We start from the raw sequence: 10,908 nt of genomic DNA on the forward strand, positions 1-10,908 counted from the left end.
ACAAGTCGCCGCGGGGTGGAGCAGTTCGGTAGCTCGCTGGGCTCATAACCCAGAGGTCGCAGGTTCAAATCCTGTCCCCGCTACTACGGAAAGACCCTCGAATGTGAGTTGAACGTTCGAGGGTCTTCGCATTCCCGTGCGATCTTCAATAGTCCGATCGTGGGGTTAAAGGCCAAAGTGCATATATGGCTGTCGGCGTGTTGGCGGGTTTTGGGTGAATGGCCAGATTGTGGCTTAAGCGCCAGAAAGTGTGTATGGGACCGCTGATTTCTGGCTCGTGACGTGCGGTATCAGCCACCAGGGCTCACTGGTGCACGTGTGCGCGCTGCCCCTCACGATCGAAGATCATGATCAACTCTGCTGCGCCACCCACCGCACTGACCGCGTGCGGAACCATGGTCGCAAACTCCGCGGCCTCCCCCTCGTCGACATCGATCTGCCGCTCCCCCAACCACAACCGGACGCGGCCCTCCAAGACCAAGAGCCAGTCGTGACCAGGGTGCACCCGTTGGCTAGGCGGGGCTTCAGACGGCTCTAGACGCATCTTCATCGCGACGGTCCGCCCGTCCGGTCGACTCAGCATCCACGTCGTCCGCGCACCGCTACTGTGCGCAACTGGGCGTATGACGACGTCATCATCGCTCGGCGCCTCAAACAGCACGTCGAGGCTCACCTGGAGCGCGTTCGCCAAGGGCACCACCACATCCAGGCTCAACGTGCGCTTGCCCGTCTCCACCCGGCTGATGGTCGACGGGCTGAGGTTGGTGCGTTCGGCCAATTCGTCCAGCGAGTAGCCCAGGGTGCTGCGCAAGCTACGTAGCCGCGATCGCGCTAAGACTTCGACATCGGAGATTTCGCTCATTCCTTGAGTTTGCCATGTTTTGCGAATTCCGCAAGATTACTTGCGTTAATCGCTTGGAGTCGTACAGTCGAAAATATGAGCGAGAACCTCGAGCAAGGCCAGCACCCACACCATTCCCATCACCACCCAGGAGACGGCGGCGCCCAGCAAGGCCCCGCCGTGCAGCGCTATTGCGACGTCGCGATCATCGGCGGCTCGGCTGCAGGCTTGACTGCCGCACTACAACTCGCCCGGCAGCGGCGCAGCGTCATCGTGATCGACGATGGAACCCCGCGTAACGCCCCAGCCGCACATATGCACGGCTACTTGGGTCGCGACGGCGCCGCTCCCAGCGACCTGATTCGCATCGGGCGCGAGGAGGTTCGCAGCCACGGCGGCGAAGTGCTCGCCGGACGAGTTACCGGCGTACGCCGTCGCGAGGACGCAACATTCGAGATCGACCTCACCGGCGGCCACACGCTGATCGCCCGCCGGGTCCTCGCGGCAACCGGCATTAGTGATGAACTCCCCTCGATCGACGGCGTCGCAGAGCAGTGGGGACGCGGTGTGATCCACTGCCCGTTCTGCCACGGGTTCGAGGTCCGCGACCAACGCCTGGTTCAGATCGTCACACACCCAATGAACCTGCACCCCACCACTCTGTTCCGCCACCTCACCGATCAACTCACCGTCGTCCTGCACGATGCACGCGGAGTGGACGAGGACGTCGTGGCCACCCTGGCCGCATCGGGCGTCGTCATTGAACGCACCGCAGTACGCCGAGTCCGCACCGGATCCGACGGTGAGGTCTGCGGTGTCGAGCTCAGCGACGATCGCATCCTCGACGCGGACGCTGTTGTGGTGGGCTCACAGTTCCGCGCCCGAGCCGATGTACTGGCTGGCCTCGGAGTGAAGGCCACCGCGCATCCCAGTGGTGCGGGCGATGTCCTGGTCGTCGACCCGCGCGGCGAGACCGCGGTACCCGGCGTCTACGCGGCCGGTAACGTCACCGATCCGAGCCTGCAGGTGCTCCCCTCGGCCGCCCACGGCGGCCAGGTTGGCGCAATGATCGCCTTCAGCCTCGCCGACGAAGATCTACGTAACGCCGCCCGACCCTCCGGTGAGGAGACCGACTGGAACCACCGCTACGGCGGCTCCGACCGAACCTGGAGCGCCAATCCGAACGGCACGCTCGTTCACGAGGTCAGCGCCATGACGCCGGGCCGGGCATTAGAAGTCGGCGCCGGCGAAGGCGCCGATGCCCTCTGGCTAGCCGAACAGGGTTGGGCAGTGACGGCCACCGACATTTCCGGAAACGCACTCGCGCGAGTGCGCGCCGAGGCCGACCATCGCAAACTCAACGTCGAACTTCTCCGAAGCGACGCGAACGACCCCGCTCCCTTCGGCACCGGATCCTACGACTTGGTTTCGCTGCAGTACGGCTCATTCAAGCGCACTCCCGATCAACGCGGACTGCGCAGTCTGTTCGCCGCCGTCGCACCCGGCGGCACCCTGCTGGTCGTGCATCACGACCTCGCCCCGATGCGAGCGCCGGTGGACGTCGCGAGCCAAACCCGAATGTACGACCCGGAGGCGTTCGTGGGCGTCGAGGAGATCGCCGCCGCGCTGAGCGAGGACCCAGATACCTGGCACATCGAGACACAGGAAACTCGACCACGCCCTCCAGGCGCAGCGAGCACCCACCATGTCGACGACGTCGTGCTGCGCGCAACCCGACTCGCGCGCTGAGTCTCCGGCCTCGACGAGCTGAACTGTCGAGTCCGGCGCTGAGTCATCCGCCGGCCGCCCACGGACACCCGGCCACGCGCAGGCAACTTTCGCCGGGGTTCGGCGCAACGCCACAACGATGCGGGGTCATCTTTCGCGAGTCGAGCGGCAGTCGTCTTCCGCGCGGGCGATTGGCTTATCGCCCGCGCGGGCGACGCGCCTGCGCGTCCGGACCTAAGCGTCGTACTTCGCCGCGAGCCCAGCGATCAAGATATCGAGGCCGTGCTCGAACTCGGCATCGACGCCGGCACCTACGTCCGAGGTTTCAGGTCCGCCGACATACCCGCCGGCAAGTAGCAACGGCGCGAGCGCCGGGTACTTCTTGACGGTAACCACCTCCGCCAGCTCGGCCATTGCCTCAGGCCCGAACGACAGGTCCTCCTGGCCCGCGAGGTCGCGCTCGAGTTCCACGAATGCCGTGACATACGACGAGAGCACCAAGATGAGCGAAATCTTATCGCTGTCATCCGCACCGAGCGACTCCAAGACCTGCAATCCGTGATCGGCGATCCGCGCACTCGCCGGCATCAACACCGACGTCGGCCCGCGAGGCACATCGAGCCACCAAGGGTGCGCTCGGCACACATCGCGCATTACGTGCGCCCAATCCCGCAGGCTTTCCCGCCAGTCGCTGCTGATCTTTGGCCACTTCTGCGGCAACACCGACTCGGAGCCAATCATCAGTAACAGGAGCTCATCCTTGTTCGCCACATATCGATACAGCGACATCGTGGTGAATCCGAGCTCCTTGGCCAACCTACCCATCGTGAGAGCCGCAATACCGTGCTCGTCGGCGATCTCGATCGCCTTCGCCACGATCACCTCATGACTCAGCCCACGCCGCGGACCATTCTGGGGATCCGCAAGCATCCCCCACCCAATCGCCACCGCGCGCGGCAATCCACTCTCTGTCATTTCGGCCATCCCTCAACCCTAAGCGGCAACGTCTCCCGGAGACACACGACCCAAAATTAACTGTGTACGTCGTAGACTGTGTATGTCATACTCAGTATATGACATACACAGACACGCCAGTCATCGCCGTCAACGGCGTGACGAAGCGGTACGGCGACCGCACCGTGCTCAGCGACCTCGACCTTTCCTTGCCCGCCGGCGTACACGCGCTTCTTGGTCCGAACGGCGCGGGTAAGACCACCCTGATCAACATCCTCACGACCCTAGTTCCCAACGACAGCGGTGATATTCGTATCCTCGGGCTCGATCCTCGCGTCGAAGCCGAACGCATTCGACGGCGGATCAGCGTGACCGGGCAGTTCGCCGCCGTCGACGAGGTACTCACCGGCGCGGAGAACTTGGTCATGATGGGCCGACTCGTCGGCCTATCTACCAAGTCCGCTCAACGGCGCTCCGCGGAACTTCTGGAACGCTTTGATCTGGCCGAAGCCGGGCCGCGTGCGCTGAAGACGTACTCGGGCGGCATGCGGCGGCGCCTCGATCTTGCCATCAGCCTGATCTGGCCACCCGAGATCCTCTTCCTCGACGAACCCACCACCGGGCTCGATACGCGCAGTCGATTGGCGCTATGGGCGCAAATCCGCGATCTAGCCGCGGAAGGCACCAACGTCTTCCTGACCACTCAGTACCTTGAAGAAGCAGACCAACTTGCCGATCAAATCGCGGTCTTGGACGGCGGACACATCGTCGCGCAGGGTAGCGCCGCCCACCTCAAGAGTCTCGTCGGCGGCGAAGTCGTTCGGCTCGTTCGTCCCGACGGCTCGACGCTACGCGACGTTCCGACCGACGGCTCAGCCCGAGCGCTGGCCGCCATCGCCGCTGAGGCGTCGGCCGCTGACCCGTCGCTACGCGTCGAACTACACCGCCCGACCCTCGACGACGCATTCCTCAAACTGACCGGTCACCACGCGCAGTCCCCAGAGCACCACGACTCCCCCGAACCCCAGAAAGAGGTGGCCTGATGAGCGCCACGACAACCACCACCCCCGCTGAGCAGTCGCGCTCACGACCGCGCCCGGAACCTGCGCCCGGAAGCGGCGTACTCACCGCCTCACGCGTGTTTATCGGTCGCGCGATGAAGCACAGTCTGCGGGATGTCGAATCGATCCTGATGGCGGTCTTGCTACCCGTCATGCTCATGCTGATGTTCACCTACGTCTTCGGCGGCGCCCTCGCGCCCGGCGGCGACTACCTGAATTACGTCGTCCCCGGCATTGTGCTGACGTGTGCCGGATTCGGCGCCGCGTCGACAGCAGTCGGAGTGAGTCAGGACATGACCACAGGAACCATTAACCGGTTGCGCACCATGCCACTCCCGAGCGCGACCGTGCTCGTCGGCCATACCATCGCCAGCGTCGTACGCAATCTCATCGCCACCGCTGTCGTCATCATCGTCGCCGTCGCCATCGGCTATCGACCCGTAGCGAGCCCGCTGGAGTGGCTCGGCGTGCTCGCCGTCCTCGGCCTCTACATTCTGGCCATTACCTCGATCTTCGCGATGCTCGGCCTCGTGGCACACTCGCCCGAGGCCGCCAACGGATACGGTTTCGTGCTGCTGTTCCTGCCGTACGTCTCCAGCGCATTCGTGCCCGTAAGCACGATGCCGAGCTGGCTTCAGGGCTTCGCCGAGCACCAGCCGATCACCCCGGTGATCGAATCCGCGCGATCGTTACTGAACGGCACCGCCCCCGGCACGGACGCCGTCGTCGCGATTGCCTGGTGCGTAGGGATCATCGCCGTGGCCATCGCATTGACGGCCTACCTGTTTCCACGTCGCGTTGCCCGCTAACGCACACTGCCGACAACATACGCTGCGCCACGTGACGAGATCCGTGGCGCAGCGTCATCTGGACTCGTCGTATCGATCCATCGACAGGCCACAGCGTTCATGCAGAGTGCACAGTAACTTCCGTCGCCTTGACCGAGAGATACACCGACGTCCCCGGCGTCAGATCCAATTCGGCGGCCGACGCCGGAGTGACTTCGGCAGAGATCCGTAGATCCCCTACCTCGCAGCGAATCCGCACGCGGTCGCCTAGTGGTTCGATGCTGGCGATCACCGCAGCGAGCGTATTCCGTGGGCTGCCGTGCGGTTCCACGTCGTACACCGCGACCGCCGTGGGCGAGAACACCGCTACTGCCTCACCACCCGACGAAGGCGGCGAGTCTGCGGCCAGACCGGTCACCGCTGCCGATGGATGAACGACGGCATGACCATCCCACGATCCTGCTACCAGGTTCAGCCCCGCGATCCGCGCTGCGAATGCGCTACGCGGCTGGCTCAACACCACGCGGGTCGGCCCCTCCTCGACGACACGTCCGCGCTCAATGACAACCACGCGATCGGCCAGCAGCAACGCATCCAGCGCATCATGCGTCACGATCAACGCCGTCCGATCCTCAAGTACCGTACGCAATGTCTGCCGCAGCGCCGGTGTCACCTCAACGTCGAGGGCCGCCATCGGCTCGTCCAACAACAGCAAACTCGGCTTCGCCGCAAGGGCCCGGGCGATCGCCACGCGTTGAGCCTGCCCGCCGCTGAGTTGGCGGGGCCGACGCGCGGCCAACTCGCCCACCCCGACATCGGCCAGCATCTGATGCGCGGCATCGCGTGCGGCGCGTTTGTCAACGCCGGCGGACCGCGGTCCAAAAGCGACATTCTCCAGCGCGCTCATATGCGGAAACAACAGCGGTTCCTGCGCCAGCATCGCCACCGATCGCTTATGTGGCGGAATTCCAGCCAGCGAACGACCGTCCACCAGTACGTCTCCCGATGATGGCTCGAGCAGACCGGCGAGAACGTTCAACACCGTTGACTTGCCAGCGCCGTTCGGCCCGAGCAATGCAACGGTCTCGCCCACGCCGATACTCAACCGCACCTGCACGTCGCGGTCGTCGACCACCGCGTCGTACTCGACCGCCCTCATAACGCACCTCGCCGCAACGAACCGCCCGCGCAGCGGCTGATCAGTCGAGTCCCGCGGAAAACGCAGTCCCGGCGGGGAGTTAGCCCTCCATCAGAGTTATCTGCCCGCTCAGGCTGCGTTTTCAGCAACAGGTCCGGGACCCTGTCGACACCTGCACTGGCCAGCGCGTTCGGTGCGCACCGCGCCGACGGGCGGGCTGCGGCGGTTCCCAGCAAGCGGGCCGAGTCACGTGCCAGCGGGCAGGCCGCGTCGGTTCCCAGCACACCTGCTGCATCAGTTGCCAACGGGCTGGTCACGCGCTCACTCATCGCGCACCTCGCCGCTGTCCGGCGATGCCGATCACCAGCACCGCAACCACCACCAGTACCAGAGACAGGGCAACCGCCGCGTCCGGATCACTGACTCGCTCCAGATAGATCTGGATCGGCAGCGTGGCGGTGACACCCTGCAACGAGCCGGCGAACGTAATCGTCGCGCCGAATTCCCCAAGTGAACGCGCAAACGCCAGCACCGCTCCACTCAGCAGCCCGGGCATGACCAGCGGCAGAGTGACCCGTCGAAACACCGTCGTCGGCCCGGCGCCCAAAGTAGCCGCCACGACTTCGTACCGTTCGCCGGCCGTACGCATGGCTCCCTCCAGGGAAATCACCAGGAACGGCAACGCAACAAACGTCTGGGCCATCACCACCGCAGCGGTAGAGAACGCGACCTCGATTCCCAGGAACTCCATCGTCGAGCCGAGCATTCCCTTGCGCCCGAACGTATACAGCAAGGCGATCCCGCTCACGACCGGCGGAATCACCAACGGCAACAGCACCAACGATCGCAGCAGCCCCTGCCCGCGGAACTGAGTCCGCGCCAACACCGTGGCCATGGGTACACCCAGCACGATGCATAACAACGTGCTGACTGAACTGGTCCGCAAACTCAGCAACAACGCATCCAGCGCTGACTCCGAGGTGATTAGCGAGAAAAAGTTCGTCCAGTCAACGCGGGCGATCATCGCCAGCAGTGGCAGCAGGACGAACGCCGCGCCGACGGCTGCGGGCAGGTAGAGCCAACGGGGGCGCCCGATGCCACGCCCCCGTTGTGTGCTCGAATTAGCCAACTGCTACACCGTCCGTACTACGGCTTGCCAAAGCCGGCGTCGGCAAGCACCTGTTGTCCTGCATCGCTCAGCACGAACTCGATGAACTTCTGCGCCAACTCGGAATTCTCCGCCTCCGCAAGTTGCGCGATCGGGTACGTGTTGACCGCTTCGGTCGATTCATTGAATTCAACGCCCTCCACCGAGTCGCCCGCACCTACGACATCGGTCTTGTAGACCACGCCCGCGTCGGCCTCGCCCGAACTCACCTTGCCCAACACGTCGGTCACCGACTGCTCTTCGCTCACTGGCGACAATTCGACCCCAGTAGCCTCGGCGACCTTCTCGGTGGCAGTTCCACACGGCACCTCGGCCGCGCATATGACCAACTTCAGGTCGGGTTCGGCCAAGTCCTGGAACGATTCCACGCCCGCGGGATTCCCGGGCGGTACGGCGATTTCGAGAGTGTTGCTCGCGAACGGCGCGGGCTCTATAGCCTCATCGCCCAGCTTCTCCATGTTCTTCTCGTCCGCCGAAGCGAAGACATCCGCCGGGGCACCCGATTGGATCTGCTCAACCAACGTCGAGGATCCGCCGAAGCTCAACTGGACCGTCACCCCATCATTCTCTTCCTCGAACATTTCGCCGAGTTCAGTAAAGGTGTCGGTCAACGACGCCGCGGCGAGCACCGTTATCGTGCCCGCCTCGGAACCGCCATTGGAGCCTGAGCCCGAACCGCCGTCAGAATCAGGATCGTCCGAGCTGCATCCCGCGACCGCCAGCGCCGCTGCGAGCACGATGCCCAACGCGCGAGCGCGACGATGTGGAATGAGGGTGGTGACGGTACTTTTCATATCGCCTCCTCAGGCGGAATCAACTAACTCACGCGCAACTCTGTGCCGCATTCGGTGATGTCATAGCCAGGCAGCAATCCCAATTGCGCCTGGAACTCGCGCCCCAGCAACGCCTCGACGAGTGCCGTCACGGCCGGTAGATCGCGCCATTCTTCGGCGAGCCACAACTCGACGCCGTGCTCTTCAAGGGCACTGAATCGCAGTCCGAACACCGCGGCCGCCGCTTCCATGAGCACACCGGCATCTGCACCGCCGTACGACACCCGTCTGGCGACGTCTAGGTGTCCCTCGCCTATCGGGCCAGGCAGTTCGGGGGCTCCCGCCGCACGCAGGGCGCGTTCAAAAGCACGCTGGCTACCCGCGCCCGCATCTCGCTGCACCACTTTGAGCCGACGACTCGCGAGTTCGTCGATGCTGGGTGCCGTACGCCGTCCCGACGGCGCGCATAACCCCACCTGCCATCGGGCGACTCGCCAGCGTCGTACCGGCACCGGGGGTTCGGGCAGCTCTGATGCTCTGCCGTGCACCAAGACCCCGTGTACTCGCCCGGCAGCGAGGGCATCGACAGACCGGCCAGTCGACGCATGCAGACCTAGCATGCGATGACCCGAGCGATCCAGGACTCCGCTCAGCAGGCCAATCGCGGGATCGCATCCGGCGATCAGCAAGCTCGCCGGCGAGCGCCCTGGCAGCCAGGTCAGGGTGTCTGCGACAACGGCGTCGGCGACGCCCCACGCTTCCGCGCCGAGCAAACCGTGCGCGCCGGCGGCCGTGACCAGGCGGCCGCCGACGCGGGCTACGGAAACCGGCGACCCGGCTGGCGCCGCGACGTCCAGCGCGTCAACCGGTTCCGGTTCATCGCCGAACAGGTCCTCTACCGTCACCTGCAGGGCACTCGCGATGCCCATTGCGGCAACGACGTTCGGCACGTGGCGACCAGCTTCGAGCGCGCTCACGAGTTGCCGGGTCACCCCAGCGCGCTCGGCAAGATCGGCCTGAGTCCAACCTCGCTCGATACGCCTCGCTGAAATTCTGTCGTCCACGCTCGAATACTAACGCGTCGAGATTTTGCAGTGCTACCAGCACCTCATCTTTGGGCGGCTTTCCAAATACGCAGTGAAGTCGGGCAGGCATCCACGTATGGCCGATGCCTGCCCGCCTGGGCTGCGTATTTTGCGGCTGATCTCGCCAACAGTGGCGCGGAACGTTAAGAGTGATGGCCAGGAGGCAGGCCGATATTAGGCACACATTCGGGGAGGGAGCCGCCCGGGGCGGGCAGCTGTAGACGGCGCTGGACGGACCTGTCAGTGCGCGTCTGCAGACGACGCTGTCGCTCGCGACGACCGCACCGCATCCGCCGTGGTCACGGACATGTCCAGCCCGCTGCACCTCCACTTCCGCGCGCACCTCACTCCAGTCGATCACCGACCCGGGACGAGGCACGCAGGTTCCGGTCGATAACTGAGCGTCGAAATTGTCCTGGGATGGCGAAGCGCTCGGACAGCGAAGCGCCCCAGCGAGATCAACTCGCCAGGGCGCCCAACGCATCGTGTTCTGCTGATAGTCCGGCTTCGCCCTAATGGACAGTCCTACAAGGCGATGTGGCCTCACCGAACGTCTTACCAGACAACATCGCCATCGCCGAAGGTCTTCCTGCACCACAGCGCCGTGCTCGTGCGAGGTTCAGGGCGTTGTCGCCTTTGCCGTGGTCTTGCACGACGACAGTCCTACAGGACGACATCACCTTTACCGAAGGTGAAGGCACGCACGATCTGCATCACACCGATCACGACAAGCATGATGCCGATCAGCCACCACAGCGTCGCGATCGCGTAGAGCGGCGAGAACAGCAGGACCAGTCCGGCGATGATGCTGACGATCGCGAAGAAGACGGTCCAGCCCTTGGATTTGGCGCCGCCTAGCGTCGACAGCGACACAATGCCCTCGATGATCCACATGATTCCGACCAGGATTCCGATGAACGCCGCGAGCCATACGGTCGTCGCGCCCAGATTGAGCAGGGCGATGACTCCGGCGATTACGTACAGCGCGCCGAGCGCGATATGCCCTACGCGCGACCATCCCGATTCGATCTTCGAGAAGACTCCCAGGCCCGCGTACACCGCACCGCCGATAATCGCGTAGATCGCGATGATCGCCGTGACAACCACGGCGGTCTTGCCGGGCCACACCAGAATCATGATGCCGATAACAAGTGCCAAGACTCCGTAGAGTCCCAGCGCGGTGCGTAACACAGAAACAGCCGAATCGGTGAACGATGCATCACGCGGTTCTGCGGCAGAAGTGGTCTCAGTGGACATGGCGCCCCTTATGGTCTCTGACCCCGGTTCAGGGTCACCCACGGCGAGCATAGCGCCATTCGTCGATATTCAAGAGTCTCGTTAAGCTAACCGTCGTCTGGAATGCCAAAGCACA

Annotated in this window: 10 protein-coding genes and 1 tRNA gene; 4 read left to right on the top strand and 7 right to left on the bottom strand. The window is 64.2% G+C overall.

Annotated elements, in window-relative coordinates:
• The first annotated feature begins 9 nt into the window (after positions 1-9).
• Positions 10-83, top strand: a tRNA-Met gene (locus E1H16_RS04990).
• Between the two features lie 221 nt (positions 84-304).
• On the opposite strand, the gene E1H16_RS04995 is transcribed toward E1H16_RS04990, so the two are convergent.
• Positions 305-862, bottom strand: coding sequence for a helix-turn-helix domain-containing protein (locus tag E1H16_RS04995; protein ID WP_134322598.1), 558 nt, complete (start codon positions 860-862; stop codon positions 305-307).
• Between the two features lie 75 nt (positions 863-937).
• On the opposite strand from E1H16_RS04995, the gene E1H16_RS05000 reads away from it, so the two are divergent.
• Entirely contained in the window at positions 938-2,590 is a 1,653-nt protein-coding gene (locus E1H16_RS05000; protein WP_134322599.1) for a bifunctional NAD(P)/FAD-dependent oxidoreductase/class I SAM-dependent methyltransferase, read from the top strand.
• A gap of 213 nt (positions 2,591-2,803) precedes the next feature.
• Here the strand turns inward: E1H16_RS05000 and E1H16_RS05005 are convergent, their stop codons facing one another.
• On the bottom strand, positions 2,804-3,553 hold the full coding sequence (locus E1H16_RS05005) for a TetR/AcrR family transcriptional regulator (protein WP_134322600.1): 750 nt from the start codon (positions 3,551-3,553) through the stop codon (positions 2,804-2,806).
• An 89-nt stretch (positions 3,554-3,642) separates the two neighbouring features.
• Here E1H16_RS05005 and E1H16_RS05010 point away from each other — a divergent pair, with 89 nt between their 5' ends.
• Together E1H16_RS05010 and E1H16_RS05015 are read left to right on the top strand one after the other, a co-directional pair.
• Positions 3,643-4,566: an ATP-binding cassette domain-containing protein gene (locus tag E1H16_RS05010; protein WP_134322601.1), complete on the top strand. Its 924-nt coding sequence runs from the start codon at positions 3,643-3,645 to the stop codon at positions 4,564-4,566.
• Positions 4,566-5,393: an ABC transporter permease gene (locus tag E1H16_RS05015; RefSeq protein ID WP_134322602.1), complete on the top strand. Its 828-nt coding sequence runs from the start codon at positions 4,566-4,568 to the stop codon at positions 5,391-5,393. Before E1H16_RS05010 ends, E1H16_RS05015 begins: the two co-directional genes overlap by 1 nt.
• A gap of 97 nt (positions 5,394-5,490) precedes the next feature.
• Here E1H16_RS05015 and E1H16_RS05020 read toward each other — a convergent pair whose 3' ends face one another.
• The 5 genes from E1H16_RS05020 to E1H16_RS05040 form a co-directional block, all read right to left on the bottom strand.
• Positions 5,491-6,531 carry a sulfate/molybdate ABC transporter ATP-binding protein gene (locus E1H16_RS05020; RefSeq protein ID WP_134322603.1) on the bottom strand — a complete coding sequence of 347 codons (1,041 nt, stop codon included), beginning with the start codon at positions 6,529-6,531 and terminating at the stop codon, positions 5,491-5,493.
• Between the two features lie 304 nt (positions 6,532-6,835).
• The gene (locus E1H16_RS05025) at positions 6,836-7,639 is read right to left on the bottom strand and encodes an ABC transporter permease (protein ID WP_243837670.1); all 804 of its coding nucleotides are present in this window, start codon (positions 7,637-7,639) and stop codon (positions 6,836-6,838) included.
• Positions 7,640-7,656: 17 nt separating this feature from the next.
• Positions 7,657-8,472: a molybdate ABC transporter substrate-binding protein gene (modA, locus tag E1H16_RS05030; protein WP_134322604.1), complete on the bottom strand. Its 816-nt coding sequence runs from the start codon at positions 8,470-8,472 to the stop codon at positions 7,657-7,659.
• Between the two features lie 23 nt (positions 8,473-8,495).
• Positions 8,496-9,515 (bottom strand): substrate-binding domain-containing protein, encoded by a 1,020-nt coding sequence (locus E1H16_RS05035; protein WP_134322605.1) that lies wholly within the window; start codon positions 9,513-9,515, stop codon positions 8,496-8,498.
• A 684-nt stretch (positions 9,516-10,199) separates the two neighbouring features.
• A complete protein-coding gene (locus E1H16_RS05040) occupies positions 10,200-10,793 on the bottom strand; it encodes an HdeD family acid-resistance protein (RefSeq protein WP_134322606.1) in 594 nt (197 codons plus the stop codon).
• Positions 10,794-10,908 lie beyond the last annotated feature (115 nt).

The organism is Cumulibacter soli, from assembly GCF_004382795.1.
GTDB classification, from domain to species: domain Bacteria; phylum Actinomycetota; class Actinomycetes; order Mycobacteriales; family Antricoccaceae; genus Cumulibacter; species Cumulibacter soli.

What these genes read in the sequence shown, in the direction of transcription:
- E1H16_RS05015 (WP_134322602.1), top strand. Translation starts at nt 4,566, where the DNA reads ATGAGCGCCACGACAACCACCACCCCCGCTGAGCAGTCGCGCTCACGA.
- E1H16_RS05040 (WP_134322606.1), bottom strand. Translation starts at nt 10,793, where the DNA reads ATGTCCACTGAGACCACTTCTGCCGCAGAACCGCGTGATGCATCGTTC.
- E1H16_RS05010 (WP_134322601.1), top strand. Translation starts at nt 3,643, where the DNA reads ATGACATACACAGACACGCCAGTCATCGCCGTCAACGGCGTGACGAAG.
- E1H16_RS05020 (WP_134322603.1), bottom strand. Translation starts at nt 6,531, where the DNA reads ATGAGGGCGGTCGAGTACGACGCGGTGGTCGACGACCGCGACGTGCAG.
- E1H16_RS04995 (WP_134322598.1), bottom strand. Translation starts at nt 862, where the DNA reads ATGAGCGAAATCTCCGATGTCGAAGTCTTAGCGCGATCGCGGCTACGT.
- E1H16_RS05005 (WP_134322600.1), bottom strand. Translation starts at nt 3,553, where the DNA reads ATGGCCGAAATGACAGAGAGTGGATTGCCGCGCGCGGTGGCGATTGGG.
- modA (WP_134322604.1), bottom strand. Translation starts at nt 8,472, where the DNA reads ATGAAAAGTACCGTCACCACCCTCATTCCACATCGTCGCGCTCGCGCG.
- E1H16_RS05000 (WP_134322599.1), top strand. Translation starts at nt 938, where the DNA reads ATGAGCGAGAACCTCGAGCAAGGCCAGCACCCACACCATTCCCATCAC.